Below are 25,132 nucleotides of genomic sequence, written 5' to 3'. Positions count from 1 at the left end.
CACTGGGGTTGTATATGTCTGCCCGTCCGCGCGTTCTATTGGTGGCATCGCTGTTGCTGCTCTCGACCCTTTGCCCATTGACCCATGCTGCGGAAGATCCGTTGGTCGAGGTCGTGCCGGTGGAAAAAACCCTGGTGCGCGACGAGCTGATCACCTTCGGTTCGCTGCGTTCCGATGAGTCGGTGATGATCCGCCCGGAAATCGAAGGGCGCCTGGCCACCTTGCATTTCCGCGAAGGGCAGGCCGTCGAGGTCGGGACTTTGTTGGTCAGCCTGGACGATGCCATTGCCCGTGCCGAACTGGCCCAGGCGCGGGCCAACCTCTATCTGGCGGAAAAAAATCATCAGCGCGCGCAAATGTTGTTCCAGCGCGGCGCCAGTAATGCCCAGGCACTGGATGAAGCCAGTGCCCAGCAGCAAGCCGCCCGTGCCAGCCTGGCGCTGGCCCAGGCGCGTTTGGACAAGACCCGGATCCATGCCCCCCACAGCGGGGTTCTCGGCCTGCGCCAGGTCAGCCCGGGCGACTACCTGGAGGCCGGCCAGGATATCGTCAACCTGGAGGTGCTCGATCCGCTCAAGGTCGACTTCCGCATTCCGCAGAAAGCCGCCAGCCGGATTCGCCTGAGCCAGGCCATCGAGATCAGCCTGGATGCCTATCCGGGCGAGCGCTTCGCGGGCGAGATCTATGCCATCAACCCGCGCCTGGACGAAGCCGGGCGCAGTCAGGCGATTCGTGCCCGGATTGCCAATCACGACAGGCGCCTGAGCCCGGGGCAGTTCGTCAAGGTGTCGGTGATTATCGCCGAGCGTAGCGAGGCTCTGGTGATCCCCGAAGAGGCGGTGATGCCGGTCGGCGAGCAGTTGCTGGTCAATCTGGTGCTGGACGGCCGGGTCGAGCTGCGCGCAGTCAAGCTGGGCAAACGCCTGGACGGCAAGGTCGAGGTGCGCGAAGGCCTGGTCGGCGATGAAACCCTGATCAGTGCCGGTTGGCAGAAGGTGCGGGCGGGCATGGCGGTACGCACCAAGGTGGCGGAGCGCGGGCTATGACGCTGTCGGATCTGTGTATCCGCCGGCCGGTGTTCGCCACCGTGCTATCGCTGATCGTGGTGCTGCTCGGCTTGATGGCCTACGACCGCCTGAGCGTGCGCGAATACCCGAATATCGATGTGCCTATTGTCACGGTCAACGTCAGCTACCCCGGGGCCAGCCCGGAGATCATGGAGTCCCAGGTCGCCCAGCCGATCGAGGACGTGCTCTCCGGTATCGAGGGGCTGGATTTCGTCAGCTCCATCAGCCGTTCGGAAAACACCCAGATCACTGCGCAGTTCAAACTGGGCGCCAATAGCGACGAAGCGGCCAACGACGTGCGCGACCGCCTCGGCCGGGTTCGCGGCTTGCTGCCGGATGAAATCATCGAACCCATCGTGCAGAAGGTCGAGGCCGACGCCCAGCCGGTGGTGTGGATCGCCTTCTACAGCGATCGTTACAGCTCGATGGAAATCACCGACGTGCTGGAGCGGGTGATCAAGGATCGTCTGCAGACCATTGCCGGTGTCTCCGAGGTGCAGATCCGCGGCGGCCGAACCCTGGCCATGCGCATCTGGCTGGATCCGGAAAAACTCGCCGCGCACCACCTCACCGTGCAGGACGTGGAAGACGCCCTGCGCCGGCAGAACGTGGAAATCCCCGCCGGCCGCATCGAATCGCGTGAGCGCGAGTTCAGCGTGCTGGCGGAAACCGACCTGAATACCCCCGAACAATTCAACCAACTGATTCTCGATGAGTCTCAGGGTTATCTGCTGCGCCTGGCCGATGTCGGCCATGCCGCGATAGGCCCGCAGAACGAGCGCAGCATCGTGCGCTACAAGGGCCGTTCGGCGGTGTCCATGGGCGTGATCAAACAGGCCACGGCCAACCCCCTGGACATCTCCGATGGTTTGAGCGCCGCCCTGCCGGAAGTGCGCGCGCTGTTGCCCGAAGGCATGGAAATGGCCATCGCCCACGACAATTCGCTGTTTATCCGCGAGTCGATCGACAACGTCTTTATCGCCATCTGGGAAGCGGTGGCGCTGGTCATCCTGATCATTTTCATCTTCCTGCGCTCGCTGCGCGCCACCCTGATCCCGCTGGTGACCATCCCGGTGTCGCTGATCGGCGCCTTCGCCCTGATGAGCCTGATGGGCTTCACCATCAATACCCTGACCCTGCTGGCGATGGTCTTGGCCATCGGCCTGGTGGTGGACGATGCCATCGTCATGCTGGAGAACATCCACCGGCATATCGAGGCGGGCATGCAGCCCATGCAGGCGGCGCTCAAGGGCAGCCGCGAGATCGCCTTCGCGGTGATCGCCATGACCCTGACCCTGGCCGCGGTGTTCGCTCCCATCGGCTTTATGCAGGGCACCACCGGCAAACTGTTCACCGAGTTCGCCTGGACCCTGGCCGGCGCCGTGCTGGTGTCGGGGTTCGTCGCCCTGACCCTGACCCCCATGATGTGCGCGGTGCTGCTCAAGCCGTACCAGGCGGGCGAGCGGCACAACCGCCTGTACAACCTGATCGAGGCGTTCCTCAACGGCCTGACCCATGGCTACAAGCGCCTGCTGGCCCGCGCCCTGGCGGCCTGGTGGTTGGTGCTGGCAGTGCTGGTGCTGGCCATGCTGGCCTGTTTGCTGCTGTTCTCCGGCTTGAAGGCCGAGCTGGCGCCGACCGAAGACACCAGCACCATCATCGGCGTGTTCAACGGCCCGGATGGCGCCACCATCGGCTACACCGGGCGTTACGCGCGGGAAATCGAGGCGGCCTATGCGAGCATCGCGGAAACCAACCGCTACATGGTGATCGCCGGTTTCCCCACCGTGGCCCAGGGCATTTCCTTTATGAAGCTGGAGGATTGGGGCGAGCGCTCGCGCAGCCAGTTCGAGATCCGCAACGAGTTGCTGCCCAAGTTCCAGGAGATTGCCGGGTTTCGCGCCTTTCCGGTCAACCGGCCACCGCTCGGGCAGAGCGCGCGCAATCAGCCGGTCAACTTCGTGATTCGCTCCTCCCTGGAGTACGCCGAGCTGCAAGTCTACGTCGATCAGCTGCTCAACAGCCTGCGCGATTACCCCGGCCTGGAAAGCCTGGACAGCGACCTCAAGTTGAACGCGCCGCAGCTCAAGGTGGCGGTCAATCGCGAGCAGGCGGTGGCGGTCGGCACCGATGTGGCGACCATCGGCCGCAGCCTGGAAAGCCTGTTCGGCAGCCGCCAAGTGACGCGCTTCAAGCAAAATGGCGAGCAGTACGACGTGCTGGTGCAACTGCAGGACGTCGACCGCAGCAACCCGCAGGATCTCGACCGCGTCTATGTGCGCGGGCGTGACGACAGCATGGTGCAACTGTCCAACCTGATCGAGGTGCGCGAGACGGTGGCGCCGCGCGAGCTCAATCACTTCAACCAGCTGCGGGCGGTGACGGTGAGTGCCAACGTCGGTTCCGGCCACACCCTGGGCGAGGCGTTGGCCCACCTGGAAAGCACCGCCCGCGCGCTATTCCCGGCCGAGACCCAGTACGACTACACCGGCACCTCGCGTGACTTCAAGGAATCCAGCGCCGGTGTCGCCCTGATCTTCGCCCTGGCTCTGGCCTTCATCTTTCTGGTGCTGGCGGCGCAGTTCGAGAGCTTCAGCGATCCGCTGATCATCCTGTTCAGCGTGCCGTTGTCGATGGCCGGCGCCTTGCTGGCGCTGACCCTGTTCGACGGTACCCTGAACATCTACTCGCAGATCGGCCTGGTGACCCTGATCGGCTTGATCACCAAGCACGGCATCCTGATCGTCGAGTTCGCCAACGTGCTGCTGCGCCAGGGGCAGGAGTTGCGCAGTGCGGTCATCGCGGCCTCGGTGCAGCGCCTGCGGCCGATCCTGATGACTACCGGAGCCATGGTGCTGGGTTCGTTGCCGCTGGCAATCGCCACTGGGGCCGGTGCCGAAAGCCGTCAGCAGATCGGCCTGGTGATCGTCGGCGGCCTGCTGGTGGGCACCTTCTTCACCCTGTTCGTGATTCCCACGCTCTATCTGCTGCTGCGCCGCTGGCGGCCGATCAAACAGCAAAAAGAGCAAATGGTCGCGGGATAGGGGGAGGCGAACGAAGGTAGCCCGAATAAGCGCCAGCGCAATCCGGGGCCATCGCGATCCCGGATTGCGCCAGGGCTTATCCGGGCTACGGGTTCTGCAAGGTGGGATGGCGGCGGCAGTGCCTGTGGGAACGCCGCCCGGCCCCTCCCACAAGTGTCACTCGACCTTGAGCACCAGCTTGCCGAAGTTCTCGCCGCTGAACAGCTTGAGCAGGGTGTCCGGGAAGGTGGTGAGGCCCGGGACTATGTCTTCCCTGGACTTCAGCTGGCCGCTGGCCAACCAGCCGGCCATTTCCTGGGCCGCTTCGGCGAAGCGTGGGGCGTAGGTCATCACCACCATGCCTTCCATGCGCGCGCTGTTAACCAGCAGTTGCAGGTAGTTGGTCGGGCCCTTGATCGCTTCTTTATTGTTGTACTGGCTGATGGCGCCGCAGATCACCACCCGCGCCTTGAAGTTGATGCGGGTCAGCACCGCATCGAGGATGTCGCCGCCGACGTTGTCGAAATACAGATCCACGCCTTTCGGGCACTCGCGTTTCAGGGCGGCGTGCAGGTCTTCATGCTTGTAGTCGATGGCGCCGTCGAAGCCCAGCTCATCGATCAGCAACTTGCACTTGTCGGTGCCGCCGGCGATGCCGATCACGCGGCAGCCCTTGAGCTTGGCGATCTGTCCGGCCACGCTGCCGACTGCACCGGCGGCGCCGGAGATCACCACGGTTTCGCCGGCCTTGGGCGCGCCGACATCGAGCAGGCCGAAGTAGGCGGTCATGCCGGTCATGCCCAGGGCCGAGAGGTACAGCGGCAACGGCGCGCGCTGGGGGTCGACCTTGTAGAAGCCCTTGGGTTCGCCGAGGAAATAGTCCTGCACGCCGAGGGCACCGTTGACATGGTCGCCGACGGCGAAGCCCGGGTGCTGCGAGGCGATCACTTCACCGACGCCGAGGGCACGCATCACCTCACCGAGGCCGACCGGCGGAATGTAGGACTTGGCGTCGTTCATCCAGCCGCGCATGGCCGGATCAAGGGACAGGTAGAGGTTCTTAACCAGGATCTGGCCGGGGCCGGGTTCGCCGAGCGGGCTTTCCACATAGCTGAAGGTGTCGCGGCTGGGCAAGCCGACAGGCCGCTGGGCGAGGAGGAATTGGCGGTTGAGCAGGGCAGTCATGATCGGCACTCACTGAACGGAAAGACTGGTAATAGTCCCTGGTTGTCCGGGGGGCAAGATTTGCCGCATGACCGAATGGGGATCAATCCATTTGAGTGATAGCGGCCACGGAGCACTAATCATTATTTCGCATAAGGCCATAACCGCTGTTCGAATAGTGCTGCCGCCTCGGCTGCCGCTCTGACTAAACTCGGCGCAGACTTCCACTGCATGTGAGGACGCACAGATGAGTTTGAGCTTTTCCGGCCAGGTTGCCCTGGTCACCGGCGGCGCTGCCGGTATTGGTCGGGCGACGGCCCTGGCTTTCGCCCACGAAGGCCTCAAGGTGGTGGTTGCCGATGTCGACGTGGCAGGCGGTGAGGGCACGGTCGAGCTGATCCGTGCCGGCGGCGGCGAGGCGACCTTCGTGCGCTGCGACGTGACCCGCGAGGCCGAGGTCAAGGCCTTGATGGAGGCGACCCTGGGTGCCTACGGTCGTCTGGACTACGCCTTCAACAACGCCGGTATCGAAATCGAGCGGGGCAAGCTGGCCGAGGGCAGCGAAGCCGAGTTCGACGCCATCATGGGCGTCAACGTCAAGGGCGTGTGGCTGTGCATGAAGCACCAGATCCCGTTGCTGCTGGCCCAGGGCGGCGGCGCCATCGTCAACACCGCCTCGGTCGCCGGTCTCGGCGCGGCGCCGAAGATGAGCATCTACAGCGCCTCCAAGCACGCGGTGATCGGCCTGAGCAAGTCGGCGGCGGTGGAATATGCGAAGAAGAAAATCCGCGTCAATGCGGTGTGCCCGGCGGTGATCGACACCGACATGTTCCGTCGCGCCTATGCAGCCGACCCGAAGAAGGGCGAGTACGCCGCCGCCATGCACCCGGTCGGGCGCATCGGCAAGGTCGAGGAAATCGCCAGCGCGGTGCTCTACCTGTGCTGCGACAACGCGGCCTTTACCACTGGCCAGGCGCTGGCGGTCGATGGCGGGGCCACCGCGATCTGATCGAGCAGGCCGACAAGCAAAAAGGCGCCCGCGGGCGCCTTTCTTGGCTGTGGCCGCTGCTCAAGCCGGCGATTTGCCGGCATTGAGGATCGCCAGGGTCAGCAGGCCGGCGATGATGCCCCAAAAGGCCGAGCCGACCGAGAACAGGGTCATGCCCGAGGCGGTGACCAGAAAGGTGATCAGCGCCGCCTCACGCTCCTTGGGTTCGCTCATGGCCTGGGTCAGGCCGCCGATGATCGAGGCGAACAGCGCCAGGGCGGCGATCGACAGGATCAGCGCCTTGGGCAGGGCGCTAAACAGGGCGGCGAGGGTGGCGCCGTAGATCCCGGCGATGCCGTAGAACAATCCGCACCAAACCGCGGCGGTGTAGCGCTTGCTCGGGTCTTCGTGGGCCTCGGGGCCGGCGCAGATCGCCGCGCTGATGGCGGCCATGTGGATGCCATGGGCGCCGAAGGGCGCCAGCAGTATCGAGATCAGGCCGGTGCTGGTGAGCAGCTTGGAGGCGGGCACCTGGTGGTAGCCGTTGGCGCGCAGCACCGCCATGCCCGGCAGGTTCTGCGAGGCCATGGCGACGATGAATAGCGGGATGCCGATGCTGATCGCCGCCGCCAGGGAGAAGCTCGGCGTGGTCCATTCGGGCGTGGCCAGTTGCAGTTCGAATCCGCTGAAATCGAGCAGGCCGAACAGCCCGGCCAAGACACAACCGACGACCAGTGCGGCGAGCACCGCATAGCGCGGCAGCAGGCGTTTGCCCAGCAGGTAGGCGAGCAGCATGGCCACCACCAGCGTGGGTTGCTGCTCGGCGGCGCCGCAGATCTCCAAGCCGATCTTGAACAGCACCCCGGCCAGCAGGGCGGCGGCGATGGAGCCGGGAATGCGTTGCATGATGCGGTCGAAACTACCGGTCAGGCCGATCAACACGATCAATCCCGAGCTGAGGATGTAGGCACCGAGCGCCTCGCTGTAGGGCACCCCGGGCAGGCTACTGATCAGCAGCGCCGCACCGGGCGTCGACCAAGCGATCATCACCGGCGCGCGGTAGCGCAGCGACAGGCCGATACAGCCAATCGCCATGCCGATCGATAACGCCCAGATCCACGAGGAAATCTGCCCGCTACTGAGCCCCGCGGCCTGGCCGGCCTGGAAGATCAGCACCAGCGAGCTGGTGTAGCCGGTGAGCATGGCGATAAAGCCGGCGACCACTGCCGAGGTGGAGGTGTCGGCCAGTGGGCGCAGGCGTGTCTGGATCGCTTCGGGCATCACAGAGGGCCTTTGATGTCGGTGAGAATCGGGTACAGCGAGGCGACCAGCAGCAGGGCCATGCCGATATTGAAAAAGCGCAGCGCGCGGGCGTTATCCAGCCAACGGCGCAACAGGCTGCCGGCCACCGTCCACAAGCCCACGCTGGGGCAGTTGACCAGGGCAAAGAGTGCCGCAATCAACAGCACATTGAGCATGAAGTTGTCCTGCGGCGTGTAGGTGGTGATGGCTCCTATGGCCATGATCCAGGCCTTGGGGTTGACCCACTGGAAGGCTGCGGCCTGGAAAAAGCTGAAGGGCTTGGCGCCGGCGCCGACCTGGCTGTCCGGCGCGCCGGCGTGGGCGATCTTCCAGGCCAGGTACAGCAGGTAAGCCGCGCCCAGGTAACGCAGTACGGTATGGAGCAGTGGCAGCTGTTCGAACAACTGGCCAAGCCCCAGGCCGACGCTCATCACCAGCAGCATGAAACCCAGGCTGATACCGAGCATATGCGGCAGGCTGCGGCGCACGCCGAAGTTTACCCCGCTGGCGAGCAGCATCATGTTGTTCGGCCCCGGCGTCACCGAGGTGACGAAGGCGAAGGCGATAAAGGCGATCAGCAGTTCGGTGGTCATGGCTGGGCACTCGGGAGAAGTGCCTGCAAGATTATGCGCAGGCCCTGGGCCCGTCGCGGTACAGCGAGGCAGGTAATGGGCAGTACAGTTTCGTCAGTCCCGTTCACGGTAGCGGTACAGTTCCGATTCCCGGCTCAGTCGTTCGACGCCGCTGCCGGCAAGCTCCTGCCCAGGGCCTGGTTGACCGCCAGCCAGCCATCGACCGCGGTATCCCCGGCCTCGGCAAAGGCGCGCTGGAGCAGCTTGGCCTGCTCGCGGCGCAGCGCCCGCTCCAGCTTGGTACCTTCGGCGGTGAAGTCGAGCAGGCGTTTGCGCTTGTCGTCCGCGGCGGCGACGCTGCTGACCAGGTGCATCTCCAGCAGCTGGCGCAACGGCGTGCTCAACGCCTGCTTGCTCACGCCCAGGTAGCCAAGCAGCTCCTTGACGCTGAGGCCGGGGTACTTGGCGATAAAGAACAGAATGCGGTGATGCACCCTTGAGAGGCCGCGACGGGCGAGCATTTCGTCGGCCTTGGCGGTGAACGCCTGGTAGCCGAAGAAGAAGGCCTCCATCGCCGCCTGCTGGGTGGACGTGTTCTTTAGGTCAATCATTAAGGTCAAGCATATTGACGTATCTGCCCGGCTCGTCGTAGTTTCAGTCAATCAGTTTGACCTATTTTCCCTTGCCTATGCTACCGGTGACATCCATGGCCTTCTCCGAACGCGTTGCCCGCCTGAAAAGCTCCTTGATTCGTGAAATTCTGGCCGCGGCGCAGCGCCCGGAAGTGATGTCCTTCGCCGGCGGCCTGCCGGCCGAGCCTATGCTGCCCAGGGTCGAATGGGCGGATATGCCGGCGAGCATGGGCCAGTACGGCATGAGCGAAGGCGAACCGGAGTTGCGCGAGGCCATCGCCGATGAAGCCCGCGCCCTCGGCGTACCCTGCGATGCCAGCCAGGTGCTGATCGTCAGTGGTTCGCAGCAGACTCTGGACCTGGCCAGCAAGCTGTTTATCGATCCGGGCAGCGAAGTGCTGCTCGAAGCACCGACCTATCTGGCCGCCTTGCAGGCCTTCCAGTTGTTCGGCGCCGACTGCATCGGCGTGCCGCAGGAGGCCGACGGCCCGCAGATCGACGCCCTGCGCCAGTGCCTGGAACAGCACAAGCCGGCGTTCGCCTACCTGATCCCGACCTTCCAGAACCCCTCGGCGGTGCGCTACAGCGAAGCCAAACGCGACGCGGTGGCGGCCCTGCTCGACGAGTTCGGCGTGACCCTGATCGAGGACGAACCCTACCGCGAACTGGTGTTCGACGAGGGCAGCGCCACGCCGATCGTCAGCCGCCTGCACAAGGCCAGCTGGATCTACACCGGCACCGTGTCCAAGACCCTGCTGCCGGGCCTGCGCGTCGGTTACCTGATCGCCACCCCGGATCTGTTCCCCTACCTGCTGCGCCTCAAGCAATCGGCGGATTTGCACACCAACCGCATCGGCCAGTGGCAGGCCCTGCAATGGCTGGGCACCCGCCACTACCGCGAGCATCTGGCCGAGTTGCGCGACTTCTACCGCATCCGCCGGGATGCCATGCAAGCGGTGTTGCAGGAACACTTCAGCGATCTGGCCGATTGGCAGGTTCCTCAGGGCGGCCTGTTTTTCTGGCTGACCCTCAAACAGCCGCTGGATACCCGTACCTTGCTCAAGCCGGCGCTGGCGCAGCATGTCGCCTTTATGCCGGGCGAGCCGTTTTTCATCGATCCGGATCGGCATCCGGGGCATATGCGGCTTAACTTCAGCCACATCGCCCCGGCGCGCCTGAACGAAGGCCTCAAGCGCCTGGCCGGGGTGATCCGCGAAGCGCAGGCCAACTTGGCGGCTTGATCGAGTAGGGCGGTCTCGCCGCGCAGCGGCAGCCCGCCGCACCTGATAGACGAAGAAAGGGAGGCAGGACGATGTACAAGGTTTACGGCGATAGCCGCTCGGGCAACTGTTACAAGGTCAAACTGATGCTGCACTTGCTCGGCATTGCCCATGAGTGGGTGCCTATCGACATCCTCAGGGGCGAAACCCAAAGCCAGGCCTTCCTGGCGAAAAACCCCAACGGCAAGATCCCGGTGCTGGAACTGGAAGACGGCACCTGCCTGTGGGAGTCCAATGCCATTCTCAATTTTCTCGCCGACGGCACTGAGTTTCTGCCGAGCGAGCCGCGCCTGCGCACCCAGGTATTGCAGTGGCAGTTCTTCGAGCAGTACAGCCACGAGCCCAATGTCGCGGTGGCGCGCTTTATCCAGCTGTACCAGGGCCTGCCCGAAACGCGGCGTAAAGAATACGAGGAGTGCCAGGTACGCGGCCACAAGGCGCTCAAGGTGATGGAGCGGCAACTGCAGGGCACCTCGTATCTGGTTGGCGAGCAGTATTCGATTGCCGATATCGCGCTGTACGCCTACACCCATGTGGCCGAGGAGGGCGGCTTCGATCTCGGCCCCTATCCGGCCATTCGCACCTGGCTCGATCGGGTGGCCAGTCACCCGCAGCATGTCGGCATGCTCGACTAAGGATCGGGAGGAGGCTCAGGCCGCCCTGATCAGATTCTTGCCCTCGTCCAGAAGCTGATCCACCAGTCACTTGCCATGGGCGATCGAGGCGTGTTGCGCCGCTTCCGGTTCGTCACCGGCAGGAGAATGCGCTTGGTGGTATGCCCGTCGGGCGTGGTGATCACACCTCCGCCGGCCCAGGATGTGCCTCAGATTGCCGCGAAGCGTTCTTGCAGGTAGACGCCGATCGCCTTGGACTCGTGCAGCCAGCGGCTCTGGCCGTTTTCCTCGATGCGCAGGCACGGTACCTGAATCTTGCCGCCTTGCTCGAGCAAGGTCTGCCGATCCTGCGGGTTATTCTTGGCATCGCGCAGGGTCACCGGCACATTCAGCTTGTACAGGGTGCGACGGGTCTTCACGCAGAACGGGCAGGTGGGGATCTGGTACAGCGCCAGGCCGCTGGCGGCCTGGGTTTCGGGTGCACGCTTGAGCTTGCGCGGGCGGGTGATCAGGTCGAGCAGTACGATCAATTGGCCGAGGCCGATTCGGAGTGCCTTGATAATCATCGCACTCGGTCTTAGCGGCGGATTTTGGAGATTTTCGTTCCTTCGAAACTGACACCGGCCATCAGCCCTTGCTGATCGAAGATAAATGCATAGGCGTCGTCCTGCAGCGTGGATGTCGACAGATTCTTCGCGATGCCCTCGTCGACCACGACGACGGTCGGCCCAACTCCGACTTCCCAGCCACTTGTTTCGCGCAATTGCGCTATGACGTTGTCGCTCATGAGGAACACTGCATAGCCGTAAGATTGCGCGCCTATCTGCAGCCCCCAGGAGCCGGCTACGGAGTTGTAATAGTCTTCAATTTGCGCCCCCCTCATCAGCACGCCCTCGCCGTAGCTGCCGCCAAATACGAGGCCGGCTTTGACGATGTTCGGGAATACCAGCACTGCCTTGGCCGAGTGCGAGAGTTTCTCGGCCAATGGCTGGGATTTATAGAGGATCTGCAATGCTTGCCGGGAGTCTGTGTTCAGATCCTCGGCGGTGGCGGCGCTGGCGTAGTTCAGAGCGCCTGCAGATAGCAATGACAAGGCCACGAGGGCGACCGGGAGGAAGCGTTTCAGGGAGATGTTCATGGTTTACTCCGCGACTAGCGATAGACAGGATGTGGTGTGTGAGGAACCCGATTGCGCGGGCCCGCATGTGCGTCGAGTGGCCACGCCGACTGTTGCTCACAGCCGATTCTGGTGCTGGCCGACTTCCCCCATGCATCGGGAGCCGGGCTCCATCACACCCCAGCAGGATGCGCGGGTTCGCCGCGCTTCTCTGTGCGCCAGCGAACCCAAGAGGCAGGGCTTGCCCGCTATGGCCATGGCCGTCCTGTAACCCATGGGCACCTTGGCGGTGCTCATCATGCTGATCGTCAGCGGCCATAAACTCGGCGCCGAGCGCGTTGCGCGCCCGCCACGGTACCGCTGTGACATTGTTGCGGCGCATGCGCGCCAGCGCACCGACGGGGTGCCTAAATGGCTACAGGCTGCGCTCAAGAGTCGAGTCGCGGTGAAGTTAGATGTTTCCCCTCGGGCGAGGTCTATAGAGACAAGGCTCCCGGCAACCGGAATCACGAGAGGCAACTTGTCATGACCACAATGAATCGATTCGCACCAGTGTTGGGTGTGGCCGCTGTCCTTGCGCTCGGCGCATGCACGACGGTGAACTCGCCCACCCCGAACTCATACCCGCCCGCCACTACCTCCTACCCGGATCAGCAATACCCGAGCAATACCGAGTCAAGGGGCACCTACGATGGCTATGGCGTGGTCGAGTCCATTAATCCCGTGCAACAAGGCTACGAGGGCGTTGGCGGAACCGGCTACGGTCTGGGCACCCTGGCGGGGGCGGTGATCGGCGGTGTGGCAGGCAATCAGGTAGGTAGTGGACGAGGCAACACGGCTGCGACCATCGCCGGAAGTGCAGGCGGCGCCTATATCGGCCATCAACTGGAGAAGCGCAATCAGGAGGTGGAGGCCTATGCCATTACCATCCGCATGGACAACGGGGCCTACCAGACGCTGACGTTGACAACCCCTGGCGGCCTGAGGGTCGGTGACCACGTGCGGATCGACAAGGGTTCCATCCAGCGCTACTGATTGTGATTGCCTCCATCAGGCCACGCCCCCGGGTCGTAGCACGGGCAGGCCGCTACCTCGAGCCCCCTGCGGTCGAGAATGCGGATTTCGCCGCGGCTGTAATGGATCAGCCTGCGGTGCTGTAAGGCGCCTGCGGCGATGGTGACGCCACTGCGGCGTACGCCGAGCATATCGGCCAGGATCTTATGGGTGAGATGGAAATGACCGGCCTGCGTCCGATCCAACATCATCAGTAAACAGCGCGCCAGGCGTGGCTCAATCGCATGAAAATGCGTGCAGGCGGCGTTCTGCGACATTTGGCCCATCAACATGTACAGGTAGTGGTTGAGCGTGCGCAGTAAGGCAGGGTTGTCACGCATTTGCTGTCTGAGTTGCGCGGCGCTCATGCGCAACGCCGTGCCGGGACTTAGCACCAGCGCGCGCATGGGGGCGGCGCCGAGGCCCAGGGCCAGCGTCACGCCGAGCATGCCTTCGCTGCCAATCAGGCCCATTGCCAGCGGCGGGTGGCCAGCCAGCGTCGTCACCAGGGCAATGAACCCAGTGAGGGGGAAATACACGTAGCGGACGGTCTGGCCCGGCTCACAGAGGATGGCGCCGGTGAGCAGTTCCACCGCTTCGCTGCATTGCAAAGCCCTCTCGCGTTGCTTGCCTGGCAAGCCTTCGATCAGGCGGTTGACCGCCCGCATCGGCATGAGGAACGACACACCCTTCTCCTTCTACGGCGAAACAAACAGGGATGGCATAAGGAAGATACCCAGACTATGCCGATGACGCAGTCTGCTTAACGGTCACGTGGGCGTCTGTTCGTTAGAGCACGAAGGGCATGCCAATAACGCGGGGGCGTTCAATGCACCGGGTGGGCTTTGGCTTGAATGGGGGGGACGTGGTAGGGGAGCAGGCGATCGGTTTCCTTCTTGACCACGGCGTAGCACTCGCAGCTCAGAGCCTCGAGTTTGGGCCGATCCAGCACCGTGATATGCCCGCGGCTGTATTCGATCACGCCGAGTTTGTGCAACTTGCCCGCCGCTTCGGTGACGCCCTCGCGGCGCACGCCCAGCATGTTGGCGATCAGCTCCTGAGTCATGCTCAGCTTGTTGTCCTGCAGGCGATCCAGGGAAAGCAGGAGCCAGCGGCACAACTGCTGGTCGATCGTGTGGTGCCGGTTGCACACCGCCGTCTGCGCCATCTGGGTGATCAGGGCCTGGGTGTAGCGCAGCATCAGTTGCAGCAGCACGCCGTGGCGGTTGAATTCATCCTTGAGCCGCTGGCCCCGCATGCGGTAGGCGGAACCGGCACTCTGCACGACTGCCCGGCTCGGGGTGCTTTCGCCGCCCATGAACACGGCGACGCCGACAATCCCTTCGTTGCCCACCACCGAGATTTCTGCCGATGCGCCGCTCTCCATTACGTAGAGCAGCGAGACAATGGAATCGGTCGGGAAATAGACATGGCGCATGGCATCCCCAGACTCATACAGAACCGCGCCGAGTGCCATGGGTACCAGTTCGAGATACGGAAGCAGATGCTCCAGGTCTTCGCTCGGCAAGGCCGCCAGAAGATGATTCTGCTGGGGGGTGGGTTTCTCGGGCATAGCGCTCACGGGTCGAGGGTGGTTGATGGATAAGCACGCTTGCTCCTGACTCAGGATAGTCAATGCGCGCAGCACTTTCCGCACGCGCCGATAACCGGCCCGGTCAAACCGGGGGCGTTCCCGTGCTGCAGCCGCTGGCGCCGCCAGCAAATGTCGTGCGTGCGCTATCGCACAGACGCGCTCCGCTCGCCGCGCCCAGTCTGGTGGCATGCAGATCACTGCCAGTCAACCAGAGGAAGTGCCGATATGCTCGAAACCATTGTGATTGTCTTGTTGGTTCTGTGGGCGCTGGGGCTGGTTTCCTCGTACACCATGGGCGGCTTGATCCACCTTCTGCTGGTTGTGGCAATTGTGGTGATACTGATCCGGGTGATCCAGGGTCGGCGGTTGTAACCCTGACGACCCCAGTAGCGCCTGGGGGCTTCCCGCAGGTGCTACTCAAGTGCGCAAGTGCTGCTTGCAGGAGAAGACGGATGGACGGAAGGAGAATGTTAGCGCTGGTGCTGATAGTCGCGGGCGCCTTGGCGCTCGCCTATGGCGGCTTTAGCTACACCAAGGAGACCCATCGGGTCGATGTGGGCCCGCTACATATGGAAGTGGCTGAACAGCAACGGGTCAATGTGCCCATCTGGGCCGGTATCGGCGCGATCTTGGTGGGAGGGCTGTTGCTGGTTGCAGGCGGCAAAAGGTAGCGACGGCGAGGTGCTCGAGTTGCCAGCAAACGGGCTGAAACGACCACTGCAGTGGGAGCAAGGGGGAAGACTCTCCGGCGCAGCAGAGGCGAGGCGGGGGTGGTCGCCTTATATTACCCAAGGCGAGCGAAATCCTCCCCGTTCACGGGGGTTGTGCGCACTTGCTCGGCATTGCCCATGGGTGGGTGCCTATCGACATCCTCAGGGGCGAAACCCAAAGCGAGGCCTTCCTGACGAAAAATCCCAACGGCAAGATCCCGCTGCTGGAACTGGAAGATGGCGCCTGCCTGTGACCCCCTGTATCAGACTAGTTGTCGCCTGAGCGGACTTATCAAAACGATAGATCGGGTGGCCAGCCACCCGCAGCATGTGAGCATGTTGGGTTAGCAGGCGATCAGCGATCTTGAAACTCGCGTGCTGATGCAGTTCGCCGGCTGCTACAGTTCGAAGCGGTCGCGCTGTCGACTGCTTTGACAATGCCCGTCGCCTTAGCGGCAACCTCCTGGAGTACACCTGCGCATGAGCGAAACCCCCAGCCGCAAAATCCAGTTGGCGCTGATCCTGGTTCTGCTCGTGCTGATCTGGTTATGGGCCGCGATCAACCCCTTGAGCCGCGAGGACTGGTTGCTGGAAAACCTGCTGGTGTTCCTTGCCGCCGGCCTGTTGCTGGCGACCTATCGACGCTTTGCCTTTTCCCTGACGGCTTACTGGCTGTTCGCCCTGTTCATCGGCATGCATCTGTACGGCTCCCATTACACCTACTCGGAAACGCCTCTGGGTTTCTGGTTTCAGGAAGCTTTTGCGCTTGGCCGCAACCACTACGACCGGCTGGTGCATTTCTCCTTTGGCTTGCTGCTGGTTTACCCCCTGCGCGAGTTACTGCGACGTTTGGCTGGGCTCACGGGCAGGTGGCTGGCGATCCTCAGCCTCGCCGTGGTGATGGCCATGAGCGCGCTCTACGAACAGGTGGAAATGCTCGCGGCCGTGCTGGTCAGTCCGGAGCTGGGGTCGGCCTTCCTCGGGACTCAGGGCGACGAATGGGATGCCCAGAAAGATTCCGGGTTGGCCATGCTGGGCGCCTTGAGCCTGTTGCTGCTGCTCGCGCTGGGTAAAGCGCAAGGCCCGGTCAACCCGCGCTGAAACGCTCAGGCGGTTAGCAGGCCGTTGAAAAGGCTCTGTACCCGTTAGGTGTTGTATCGCCAGGCGCGAACTGCCTACGGTTCGTAGGAGGCCCGACCTCGGGGCGAGCTTTGGCTATACCGCGAAACGATGGGCAGGCAGCCCTGCGGGCTGCATTCGCCGCGGGGTCGCGCCTCCTACAAGAGATCGCGCAGGCAACACATAATTGGGACAGAGCCATTTTTAACGCAGTATTGGCAACGTAGGTAGTTTTTCAACAGCCTGTTAGCGCTGTTGCCGCAGGCCGAGCTTGACCGCTTCGAAGAACATCAGCAGCGCGGCGCCATAGGCGAAAGCCAGTAGCCACTGCCCGATTGCGGCGGGCTGAAAAGCAAAAACCTGGGCAATCGGCGCGATGGCGGTGACCGCCAGCAACATGGCCAGGGTGCCGACGAGTACCCACTTGCCGACCAGGGAAAGACCCAGGAACATCGCTCTCCAGCCATGCTCGGATGAGCGGTTGGCGAGAATCAGCGCGGTGTTGGCGACCACCAGCGTGATGAAGGCCAAGCCACGGGCCACATCCTGCGCCATGCCATTGGCCAGCCCGCTGTGGTACAGCGCCACCACCAGCACGCTGACGCCGAAGCCCTGCAGCATGCCGAGAGCGATGTGGCGCAGGCTTACCAGGGGTTCGTGCAGCGGCCGTGGGCGTTGGCGCATCGGGTCGTCGCGACCCCTCTCGGCCTCGAACACGATCGAGCAGGCCGGGTTGATCAGCAGCTCGAGAAAGGCGATATGAATCGGCGCCAGCAGCAGGGGCAGCCCCAGCAGGACGGGCAGGAGGGTCAGGCCGATGATCGGCATGTGCACGGCGATGGTGTAGATCAGTGCCTGGCGCAGGTTGGCGAAGATCTTTCGGCCACGCCGGATGGCGGCGATGATGGCGCTGAAGTCATCGTCCAGCAGCACCAGCGCCGCCGCTTCGCGCGCCACGTCGGTGCCGCGCTTGCCCATGGCGATGCCGATATGCGCGGCCTTGAGCGCTGGCGCATCGTTGACCCCGTCGCCGGTCATCGCCACCACTTCACCGCTGGCCTTGAGGCTTTCCACCAGCGCCAGTTTTTGTTGCGGGTTGACTCGGGCAAATACGCTGGTCGAGCGCAGGCAGTCGGCCAACTGGGTGGCATCCATCGCGGCCAGTTCCTGGCCGCTGCACACCCGCGTGCTGGCGATGCCGGCGGCGGCGGCAATGGCCCGTGCGGTGCGCGGATGATCGCCGGTGATCATCACCAGGCGGATGCCGGCGCGCTGACACTCGGCGATGGCCGCGGGAACGTCTTCACGCAGCGGGTCGGCCAACCCGAGCAGGCCGATGAACTGCAAGGCGAAGTCGTGCTGAATGGCCGGCCATTGCGAACCGGGGGCATGCCGCGCCTTGGCCACGCCGAGTACCCGCAGGCCGCGCTCGGCCAGCTGTTCGGCTTGTTGCAGGACGTGCTGGGATTCGCTGGGCGACAGGTGGCAGAGGTCGACAATTGCTTCGGGCGCGCCCTTGGTGGCGACGAACGCCGGTTCGGCGGCATGTTCCTGCCACAGGTGCGACATCGCCAATTGGCCCGGTGACAGTTCGTATTCGCGCACCAGCAGCCAATCCGGGTGCAGGTGTTCGGTGTTAGCCAGGTAGTCATGGGCGAAGCGCTGAAAGGCTTGCTCCATCGGGTCGTGCGGTTCGATTTCGCTGGCCAGCACCGCGTATTCGAGCAGCTCGTGGAACTCTTCCGGCAGTTGCGCGGACGTCAGCGTGTCGACGTCGAGCACCTCTGCGGCGACGCACAGGGCCGCCACTTGCATGCGGTTGTGCGTCAGCGTGCCGGTTTTGTCCACGCACAGCACACTGGTCTGCCCCAGGGTTTCGATGCTGCTCAGGCGCCGCGTCAGGACTTGATGGCGGGCGATCCTGCGCGCACCGAGGGCCAGAAAGATGATCAGGATCACCGGCAGTTCCTGCGGCAGGATGCCCATGGCCAGGGTGATGCCGGCCAGTAACGCCTCCAGCCAGCCGCCGCGCAACAGCTGATAGAGCAAGGTCAGCAGCACACACAAACCGGCACCGATCAACGCCAGGCGTCGCGTCAGGCGGGCGATTTCTCCCTGCAACGGGGCCGACTGCAGGGAGATGTCTTGCAGTGACTGGCCGATATGGCCGATCTGGGTGGCTCTGCCGGTGGCGCTGACCCGCATCAAGCCTTGCCCGCGCACCACCAGGGTGCCGGCGAATACCTCGCTGCCATCGGCAAATTTGGCCAGCGCCGCGGATTCGCCGGTGAGCATCGATTCATCCACGGCCAGTTCGTGCGCCTGCAGGAGCAGGCCGTCGGCGGGCACGCGGTCGCCTTCGGCGAGCATCAGAATGTCCCCGCGCACCACATCGCGCCCGGCTATGCGCTGCGGCTTGCCGTCCCGGATGACCAGGGCTCGGGGGCTCGAAAGGTCGCGCAGAGACTCCAGGGTGCGCTCGGTATGGCGCTCCTGGAACACCGTGATGGAGATGATGATCAGCACGAAACCGAGCAGGATCAACGCCTCACGCGGGTCGCCCATGGTCAGGTAAATCGCCCCGGCCCCCAGCAACAGCAAGAACATCGGTTCGCGCAGAACGCTAAGGGCGGTGCTGAACAGGCTGCGACGCTGATCGGTGCCCAGCTCGTTGGGGCCTTCGGCGCTGAGCCGGGCGGCGGCCTGCTGTTGGCTCAGCCCGGACGGCAGTTCAATACTCATAGGTTTCCTGCATGCGGGCTGTCGCGCCATTCGGTTGGCCAGGCAACTGTCCGGCACTAGCGCATGACTCCAAACCGTCGGTAGGCGCCGAGCAACGCCGCCCAACAACACCCACCTGTTGGGCTAGGCTCACGGCTCGCACTGTCGGGGCGAGTTGAGATCGAGCGCCAATTGCTATTCTAGGAGTCCGTCGGACTTAACGCTTGTGCTGCTGCGCAAAAGCCACTGTCTTTAGCCGGCCGTTGAACCATGTAGGCGAGGCGGCCAAGACCAGGCAAAAATGGCCGGAACTCATGTTGTAAATGAGGCCGTGGGAACATTGCGGCGAATTGCCTTGATCTGGACGTTTATGCTCGCCCTGCTGGCAAGGTGCTGCATGAATGCGTGATCGGCGGCAAACCCGAACTGGATGAGTGACCGGGCCACCGGTTCAGACATTGAACGGCTGGCTCTCCGGTCGGCGCTCGCTGCAGGTTCCGCGGGCCTGTTAAGGTATGCCTGAATTCGGCTATCAGGCCGAGCAGCCGAGTCGATCAGGAGTCTTCATGAATATCGTCAATGCGCGCCTGCGTGGTCGTAGCGGCCTGTTCCGCATTGAACTGGCGCAGGCGCGCATCGCCGCGATAGTTGCGCAGTCGCAGGCGCTGGTCGCCGCCGCAGACCAACTGGACGCCGGCGGTAACCTGGTGGTGCCGCCCTTCGTCGAGCCGCATATCCACCTCGACGCGGCCCTCACCGCGGGTGAGCCGAGCTGGAACCTCAGTGGCACGCTGTTCGAGGGCATCGAACGCTGGGCCGAGCGCAAGGCCCTGATTACCCACGAAGACAGCAAGAGCCGTGCGCGCAAAGCCATCGACATGCTGGTCGATCACGGCATCCAGCACGTGCGCAGCCATGTCGACGTCAGCGATCCGAGCCTGGCGGCGCTCAAGGTGCTGCTCGAGGTGCGCGAGGAAACCCGCCACCTGATCGACCTGCAGATCGTGGCCTTCCCCCAGGAGGGTATCGAGTCTTACGCCAATGGCCGTGTGCTGATGGAGCGGGCGGTGGAACTGGGCGCCGACGTGGTGGGCGGTATTCCGCATTTTGAGAACACTCGCGAGCAGGGCGTCAGTTCGATCGGGTTCCTCATGGATCTGGCCGAACGCTCTGGCTGTTTGGTCGACGTGCATTGCGACGAGACCGACGACCCGCACTCGCGTTTTCTCGAGGTGCTCGCCGAAGAGGCGCGTGTGCGTGGAATGGGCGCGCGGGTCACGGCCAGCCACACCACCGCCATGGGCTCCTACGATAATGCCTATTGCGCCAAGCTGTTCCGCCTGCTCAAGCAGGCGCAGATCAACTTCGTTTCCTGCCCCACCGAGAGCATCCACCTGCAGGGCCGTTTCGATGTGTATCCCAAGCGCCGCGGGCTGACCCGGGTCGCCGAACTCGACCGTGCCGGACTGAATGTCTGCTTCGGCCAGGACTCCATCCTCGACCCCTGGTATCCGCTGGGCAACGGCAACATCCTGCGCGTCCTCGACGCCGGGCTGCACATCTGCCACATGCTCGGCTTCGAGGACTTGCAGCGGGCGCTGGATCTGGTCACCGACAACAGCGCGAAAACCCTCAACCTGGGCGAGGGCTATGGCATCGCAGCCGACCGTCCGGCCAACCTACTGATTCTGTCTGCCGCCAGCGACTACGAGATGTTGCGCAGCCAGGGCCACGCCCTGGTGTCGATCCGCGCCGGCCAGGTGCTGATGCGCCGCACACCGGCGCAGGTGGTGCGCGCAGGGCAATAGCCGTTCAATCGCATCCGGCAAAGGCGCCGACCTCGCCGGTGGAGTCTCAGGCTGTCGCGAAACGCTCATTCAGGTAGGCGATGATCGCCTTGGACTCATACAGCCAAGTGCTTTGGCCGTTTTCCTCGATGCGCAGGCACGGCACCTTGATCTTGCCGCCGTGCTTGAGCAGGGTCTGGCGATGCTGCTCATTGTTCTTGGCATCGCGCAGGGCAACCGGCACGTTCAGCTTGTGCAGCGTGCGGCGGGTCTTCACGCAAAACGGGCAGGCGTGGAACTGGTACAGCGCCAGGCCGGTCGCGGCCTGTTCGACTGCCGCCTGAGCGGCAGGCGCGCGCCGTGTCTTGCGCGGGCGGGTGATGAAATCGAGAAACACGATCAACTGGCCGAGACCGATTCTGAGTGCCTTGATAAGCATTGCGAGAAAACCCTGGGTAGAAAATGGCGGGGGCAAAGCTTACCCGAGTTTGCCGGCACGAGGCGGGGCGTTGGTCGCATGCCCCGGCCTTTTGCGGTAGTCAGGGCCGACTTTAGGCATAATTCGGCACATGACCCACATGGCCGATCCACGCTGCCCATGATCACCCATGAACCCGAGCGCCCAATGAAGCCTGAAGACTTGCAACTGCTGGTGACCCGCGAAATGCCTTTCGGCAAATACAAAGGCCGCTTGATCGCCGACCTGCCAGGCCGCTACCTCAACTGGTTCGCCCGCGAGGGCTTTCCTGCGGGGGAGATCGGCCGCCTGTTGGAGTTGATGCAGGAAATCGATCACAACGGCCTGTCGGCATTGCTCGACCCCTTGCGCAGCAAACCGCGCAGCTAGCCGCCGGGCCATGATTGGACAGCCCCCGGTGCGCTCGACTACCTTAAGGGTTCATTCTCCTTTGGTGACCCCGACCATGGCCTTGAAACACGCAGCATCGGGAGAAGTGGTGAATCTGCTGTCTGCCGCCCAGTCCCCTGATTTCATCTCCCAGGCATTGGTCAGTGCTCCGCGCATCGAGGTCATGCGGCTGGTGTTGCAGGCCGGCAAAGTCATCCCCGGGCATGCCGTGGCCGGCCCCCTCACCCTGCATTGTCTGCAGGGCTGCGTCGACGTGCAGGCCCAGGGCATCTGGCATGAAATGCGTGACAATGACCTGATGTACCTGGCCGAAGAGGCCGAGCATGCGCTACAGGCCAAGACCGACTCGATTATGCTGGTCACCCTCTTTCGTCCGTCTCAGCCGGCACTCGCTACCTGACCCTCCGCGAAACACCTGCTAGTGGCCACGCAACGCTTGGGCAGTAAGCGGCGTGCCACAACCTTCGCGACAAAATTTTCACATCGCATTTGGCAGACTCCGCCCGGTTATTTCTAGGTTGGCTGCGGAGTGGTGTCGATGCAATTACCTTTGCGCTACAGGCGTTTGCTGGCGTGCTGCCTGGTACTGCTCGTGCCTGGTTTGGCTTACCCCGCATGGCGGCATTTCTATCCGGCCAGCTCTTCCCCTGGCTGGGAGTATCGAGCGGTTCAGACGGGTATTGACCGCGTCAGCGCCTTGGCGCTTGATGCGCAGGGCAGGCTTTATATCAGCCAGGAATTTGCCGACGGCAAGGGCACGATTCTCAGGCAAAACAGCGACGGTAGTCTGAGCGGCGTCTTGAACGGCTTGTCCAAGCCTGATGGCTTAGCCCTGTTTGCTAATGGCGTGGCGGTCAGTCAGGAAGGTGGCGCGCAACCGTTGTTGCTGTTGCAGGGCGATCAGGCCAAGCCGCTGTTCGTCAGCGACAATGTCGAGGGCATTGTCAGCGACGGTCATTACCTGTATCTCATCGAAGACAAGCAGCAAGGTCGCCTGCTGCGTTACGACCCAAGTAACGGCGAAGTTGTCACCTTGCGCGCAGGCCTGGATGAGGGCGAAGCGGTCACGGTCTGTGCCGACGGCCGACTGTTTTACAGCGAGAAGAACAAGGGCTGGGTCAAACAGTGGCAGCCTTCGGGGGAGGACTCGCTGGTGCAGGCCAATCTCAACCAGCCGGGCTTTTTACTGTGCTCGGCCGACGGCCTGTGGATCAGCGAAGACAGCACCCATATGGCCCGGCTACTGCTGCTCGATACTGCCGGGCAGTTGCAGGTAGTCATGCAACATTTGCGCTCCGCACAAACCATCATCGCCTTGGCGCCCGGCCGCTATTTGCTGGCCGAGCAAGGCCGTAAACGCATTCTCGAACTCCAGCGTCGACCCCTCGGAATCTGAATCTATGGCCTCCACGGCTGCCTCGAATCGCCCAACGTCTGCTGCGCATCTATCGGCGCCGAGCCTGAAAAGCCACCTGGCCTTCACCCTCCTGAGCGCGATGGCGCTGTTGCTGCTCTATGCATTGCTGCGTGTTGCCTTGCTGGTCTACAACCGCGAGCTGATCGGCATCACTCCGGCGGCAACCTTTGCCGAGGCCTTTTTCAACGGCCTGCGTTTCGACCTGCGGGTCGTGGTCTATGCCTGCATCCCGCTGCTGCTGTCCTTGCTCAGCGTGCGGGCCATGGCGGCCCGAGGCTTGCAGCGGCTCTGGCTGACCGCGTTCGCCAGCGTCACCCTGTTTCTCGGCCTGTCCGAACTGGACTTCTACCGCGAGTTCCATCAGCGCCTCAATAGCTTGGTGTTCCAGTACTTTCAGGAAGACCCACGCACGGTGTTGAGCATGCTGTGGAACGGCTTTCCGGTCGGGCGTTATCTCATCGCCTGGATAGTGGCGACCTGGTTACTGAGCCGATTGTTCAAGCGCCTGGATCTGCTCAGCCGGCCCAAAACCAGGCTGTCGTCGCCAGCAGTTGCTGCGCCGGCCTGGTATTGGCGCATCGGCACCTTCTGTGCCTGCCTGCTGGTGGCCGTGATTGCCGCCCGTGGCCACATCAGTCAGGGCCCGCCGCTGCGCTGGGGCGATGCCTATACCACCGAGTCGATGTTCGCCAACCAGCTCGGCCTGAATGGCACCCTGACCTTGGTGTCGGCCGCCCAGGCGAGTTTTTCCTCGCACCGCGACAACGCCTGGCAGCCGACCATGAGCGATGAACAGGCTCAGCAAGCCGTGCGCAGCCTGTTGCTGACCCCGCACGATCAACTGGTGGACGACGACACTGCCGCCATCCGGCGCGACTTCACCCCGCCCGCCGAGGGCACCTTGCCGATTCGTAACGTGGTGGTGATCTTGATGGAAAGCTTTGCCGGCCACTTCGTCGGCGCCATGGGCTATCCGGGCAACATCACACCGCACTTCGACAAACTGGCGCAAGAGGGCTTGCTGTTCGACCGCTTCTTCTCCAATGGCACCCATACCCACCAGGGCATGTTTGCCAGCATGGCCTGCTTTCCCAATTTACCGGGTTTCGAATACCTGATGCGCACGCCCGAAGGCGCGCACAAGTTCTCCGGCTTGCCGCAACTGCTCGGCGCACGTGGTTTCGACAACCTGTATGTCTACAACGGCAACTTCCAGTGGGACAACCAGTCGGGCTTCTTCAGCAACCAGGGCATGAGCAATTTCATCGGCCGCGAAGACTTCGTCGATCCGGTATTCATGGATCCGACCTGGGGGGTATCCGATCAGGACATGTTCGACCGCGGCGCCAGCGAGTTGGCCAACAACTTTGGCGCCAAGCCGTTCTATGCCTTGCTGCAAACCCTGTCCAACCACACGCCTTATGCCTTGCCGGCGAACCTGCCGGTGGAGCGGGTGACCGGCCACGGTTCGGCCGACGAACACCTGACGGCCATGCGCTATGCCGATTGGGCGCTCGGTCAGTTCTTCGACAAGGCACGCCAGGCTCCGTACTTCAAAGACACCCTGTTCGTGGTGGTCGGCGACCATGGTTTCGGCAGCTTCGATCAGTTGACCGAGATGGATCTGTTTCGCTTCAACGTGCCGCTGTTGCTGATCGCCCCAGGCATCCGGGACAAGTTCGGCAGCATCAGCCACACGGTCGGCACCCAGGTTGACATCGTGCCGACCATCATGGGCCGCCTGGGCGGCGAGGTGCGTCATCAATGCTGGGGCCGCGACCTGCTCAACCTGCCGCCGGGTGATCGGGGCATCGGCGTGATCAAACCCTCGGGCGGCGACCAGACCGTGGCCATAGTCACCTCGGAACGCATCCTGATTCAGCCCAAGGGCTTCCAGCCGCGGCTGTATGGCTATCAGTTGGGGGCCAAGCCCAAAGCCGAGCGGATTGAGGGCGATCTCGACCCGCTATTGCAGGAAAACCTCGAGGCGTTCCTGCAAACGGCGACCAAGAGCTTGCTGGATAACAGCGCAGGCGTGGTGGACGGGCTGCCGCAGCGGCAGTGACGCCCGGCAACTGGCCGGTTGGCAGTCAGTTTTTTGCCG

At 63.3% G+C, this 25,132-nt stretch carries 24 protein-coding genes and 1 pseudogene; 15 read left to right on the top strand and 10 right to left on the bottom strand.

The window, feature by feature from the left end; translation table 11 throughout:
- Positions 1-14: 14 nt before the first annotated feature.
- Both P8H27_RS12545 and P8H27_RS12540 read left to right on the top strand, forming a co-directional pair.
- Positions 15-1,046, top strand: coding sequence for an efflux RND transporter periplasmic adaptor subunit (locus tag P8H27_RS12545; protein WP_289637908.1), 1,032 nt, complete (start codon positions 15-17; stop codon positions 1,044-1,046).
- Positions 1,043-4,111 (top strand): efflux RND transporter permease subunit, encoded by a 3,069-nt coding sequence (locus P8H27_RS12540; RefSeq protein WP_289637907.1) that lies wholly within the window; start codon positions 1,043-1,045, stop codon positions 4,109-4,111. Before P8H27_RS12545 ends, P8H27_RS12540 begins: the two co-directional genes overlap by 4 nt.
- A 156-nt stretch (positions 4,112-4,267) precedes the next feature.
- Here the strand turns inward: P8H27_RS12540 and P8H27_RS12535 are convergent, their stop codons facing one another.
- Complete coding sequence (locus P8H27_RS12535; protein ID WP_289637906.1) at positions 4,268-5,275, bottom strand: NADP-dependent oxidoreductase; 1,008 nt, start codon at positions 5,273-5,275, stop codon at positions 4,268-4,270.
- A gap of 226 nt (positions 5,276-5,501) precedes the next feature.
- Between P8H27_RS12535 and P8H27_RS12530 the strand changes: the two genes are divergently transcribed.
- On the top strand, positions 5,502-6,263 hold the full coding sequence (locus P8H27_RS12530) for an SDR family oxidoreductase (RefSeq protein ID WP_289637905.1): 762 nt from the start codon (positions 5,502-5,504) through the stop codon (positions 6,261-6,263).
- Positions 6,264-6,323: 60 nt separating this feature from the next.
- On the opposite strand, the gene P8H27_RS12525 is transcribed toward P8H27_RS12530, so the two are convergent.
- The 3 genes from P8H27_RS12525 to P8H27_RS12515 all read right to left on the bottom strand — a co-directional run bounded on the left by P8H27_RS12525 (position 6,324) and on the right by P8H27_RS12515 (position 8,727).
- Positions 6,324-7,523: a benzoate/H(+) symporter BenE family transporter gene (locus tag P8H27_RS12525; RefSeq protein WP_289637904.1), complete on the bottom strand. Its 1,200-nt coding sequence runs from the start codon at positions 7,521-7,523 to the stop codon at positions 6,324-6,326.
- Positions 7,523-8,137, bottom strand: coding sequence for a LysE family translocator (locus tag P8H27_RS12520; protein WP_289637903.1), 615 nt, complete (start codon positions 8,135-8,137; stop codon positions 7,523-7,525). Before P8H27_RS12520 ends, P8H27_RS12525 begins: the two co-directional genes overlap by 1 nt.
- A gap of 134 nt (positions 8,138-8,271) precedes the next feature.
- The gene (locus P8H27_RS12515; RefSeq protein WP_289637902.1) at positions 8,272-8,727 is read right to left on the bottom strand and encodes a MarR family winged helix-turn-helix transcriptional regulator; all 456 of its coding nucleotides are present in this window, start codon (positions 8,725-8,727) and stop codon (positions 8,272-8,274) included.
- Between the two features lie 95 nt (positions 8,728-8,822).
- On the opposite strand from P8H27_RS12515, the gene P8H27_RS12510 reads away from it, so the two are divergent.
- Together P8H27_RS12510 and P8H27_RS12505 are read left to right on the top strand one after the other, a co-directional pair.
- Positions 8,823-9,989, top strand: coding sequence for a PLP-dependent aminotransferase family protein (locus P8H27_RS12510; protein WP_289637901.1), 1,167 nt, complete (start codon positions 8,823-8,825; stop codon positions 9,987-9,989).
- A gap of 71 nt (positions 9,990-10,060) precedes the next feature.
- Positions 10,061-10,663: a glutathione S-transferase family protein gene (locus P8H27_RS12505; RefSeq protein ID WP_289637900.1), complete on the top strand. Its 603-nt coding sequence runs from the start codon at positions 10,061-10,063 to the stop codon at positions 10,661-10,663.
- A 188-nt stretch (positions 10,664-10,851) separates the two neighbouring features.
- Here the strand turns inward: P8H27_RS12505 and P8H27_RS12500 are convergent, their stop codons facing one another.
- Both P8H27_RS12500 and P8H27_RS12495 read right to left on the bottom strand, forming a co-directional pair.
- Positions 10,852-11,208 carry a glutaredoxin gene (locus P8H27_RS12500; protein ID WP_289637899.1) on the bottom strand — a complete coding sequence of 119 codons (357 nt, stop codon included), beginning with the start codon at positions 11,206-11,208 and terminating at the stop codon, positions 10,852-10,854.
- Between the two features lie 11 nt (positions 11,209-11,219).
- Entirely contained in the window at positions 11,220-11,780 is a 561-nt protein-coding gene (locus P8H27_RS12495; RefSeq protein WP_289637898.1) for a YSC84-related protein, read from the bottom strand.
- 504 nt (positions 11,781-12,284) lie between these two features.
- Between P8H27_RS12495 and P8H27_RS12490 the strand changes: the two genes are divergently transcribed.
- Entirely contained in the window at positions 12,285-12,794 is a 510-nt protein-coding gene (locus P8H27_RS12490) for a glycine zipper 2TM domain-containing protein (protein WP_289637897.1), read from the top strand.
- Here P8H27_RS12490 and P8H27_RS12485 read toward each other — a convergent pair.
- Both P8H27_RS12485 and P8H27_RS12480 read right to left on the bottom strand, forming a co-directional pair.
- Entirely contained in the window at positions 12,788-13,498 is a 711-nt protein-coding gene (locus tag P8H27_RS12485; RefSeq protein ID WP_289637896.1) for a Crp/Fnr family transcriptional regulator, read from the bottom strand. The genes P8H27_RS12490 and P8H27_RS12485 overlap by 7 nt on opposite strands.
- A gap of 140 nt (positions 13,499-13,638) precedes the next feature.
- Positions 13,639-14,385, bottom strand: a complete 747-nt coding sequence (locus tag P8H27_RS12480) for a Crp/Fnr family transcriptional regulator (RefSeq protein ID WP_289637895.1) — start codon at positions 14,383-14,385, stop codon at positions 13,639-13,641.
- Between the two features lie 246 nt (positions 14,386-14,631).
- On the opposite strand from P8H27_RS12480, the gene P8H27_RS12475 reads away from it, so the two are divergent.
- The 4 genes and pseudogenes from P8H27_RS12475 (at position 14,632) to P8H27_RS12460 (ending at position 16,217) form a co-directional block, all read left to right on the top strand.
- A complete protein-coding gene (locus P8H27_RS12475) occupies positions 14,632-14,778 on the top strand; it encodes a lmo0937 family membrane protein (RefSeq protein WP_289637894.1) in 147 nt (48 codons plus the stop codon).
- A gap of 95 nt (positions 14,779-14,873) precedes the next feature.
- Positions 14,874-15,077, top strand: a complete 204-nt coding sequence (locus P8H27_RS12470; RefSeq protein ID WP_289637893.1) for a hypothetical protein — start codon at positions 14,874-14,876, stop codon at positions 15,075-15,077.
- Between the two features lie 131 nt (positions 15,078-15,208).
- A pseudogene (locus tag P8H27_RS12465) lies at positions 15,209-15,367 on the top strand (hypothetical protein); the annotation flags it as partial.
- Between the two features lie 229 nt (positions 15,368-15,596).
- Positions 15,597-16,217, top strand: coding sequence for a DUF2238 domain-containing protein (locus P8H27_RS12460; protein ID WP_289637892.1), 621 nt, complete (start codon positions 15,597-15,599; stop codon positions 16,215-16,217).
- Positions 16,218-16,481: 264 nt separating this feature from the next.
- Here P8H27_RS12460 and P8H27_RS12455 read toward each other — a convergent pair whose 3' ends face one another.
- Positions 16,482-18,977 carry a cation-translocating P-type ATPase gene (locus P8H27_RS12455; RefSeq protein ID WP_289637891.1) on the bottom strand — a complete coding sequence of 832 codons (2,496 nt, stop codon included), beginning with the start codon at positions 18,975-18,977 and terminating at the stop codon, positions 16,482-16,484.
- Positions 18,978-19,522: 545 nt separating this feature from the next.
- Between P8H27_RS12455 and codA the strand changes: the two genes are divergently transcribed.
- Positions 19,523-20,764, top strand: coding sequence for a cytosine deaminase (gene codA / locus P8H27_RS12450; RefSeq protein ID WP_289637890.1), 1,242 nt, complete (start codon positions 19,523-19,525; stop codon positions 20,762-20,764).
- Between the two features lie 46 nt (positions 20,765-20,810).
- Here codA and P8H27_RS12445 read toward each other — a convergent pair whose 3' ends face one another.
- On the bottom strand, positions 20,811-21,182 hold the full coding sequence (locus tag P8H27_RS12445; protein WP_289637889.1) for a glutathione S-transferase N-terminal domain-containing protein: 372 nt from the start codon (positions 21,180-21,182) through the stop codon (positions 20,811-20,813).
- Positions 21,183-21,368: 186 nt separating this feature from the next.
- On the opposite strand from P8H27_RS12445, the gene P8H27_RS12440 reads away from it, so the two are divergent.
- From P8H27_RS12440 to P8H27_RS12425, 4 genes are all read left to right on the top strand, one after another.
- Complete coding sequence (locus P8H27_RS12440) at positions 21,369-21,590, top strand: DUF3820 family protein (protein WP_289637888.1); 222 nt, start codon at positions 21,369-21,371, stop codon at positions 21,588-21,590.
- Between the two features lie 109 nt (positions 21,591-21,699).
- Positions 21,700-22,011, top strand: coding sequence for a hypothetical protein (locus tag P8H27_RS12435; protein WP_289637887.1), 312 nt, complete (start codon positions 21,700-21,702; stop codon positions 22,009-22,011).
- Positions 22,012-22,149: 138 nt separating this feature from the next.
- The gene (locus tag P8H27_RS12430; protein ID WP_289637886.1) at positions 22,150-23,007 is read left to right on the top strand and encodes a hypothetical protein; all 858 of its coding nucleotides are present in this window, start codon (positions 22,150-22,152) and stop codon (positions 23,005-23,007) included.
- 4 nt (positions 23,008-23,011) lie between these two features.
- Entirely contained in the window at positions 23,012-25,093 is a 2,082-nt protein-coding gene (locus tag P8H27_RS12425; RefSeq protein WP_289637885.1) for an LTA synthase family protein, read from the top strand.
- Positions 25,094-25,132 lie beyond the last annotated feature (39 nt).

Origin of the sequence: Pseudomonas sp. sp1636 (genome assembly GCF_030376615.1) — a bacterium.
GTDB lineage: Bacteria > Pseudomonadota > Gammaproteobacteria > Pseudomonadales > Pseudomonadaceae > Aquipseudomonas.
Note: the sequence above shows the minus strand (reverse complement) of the source record. Positions and strands in the feature narration are given on the sequence as shown.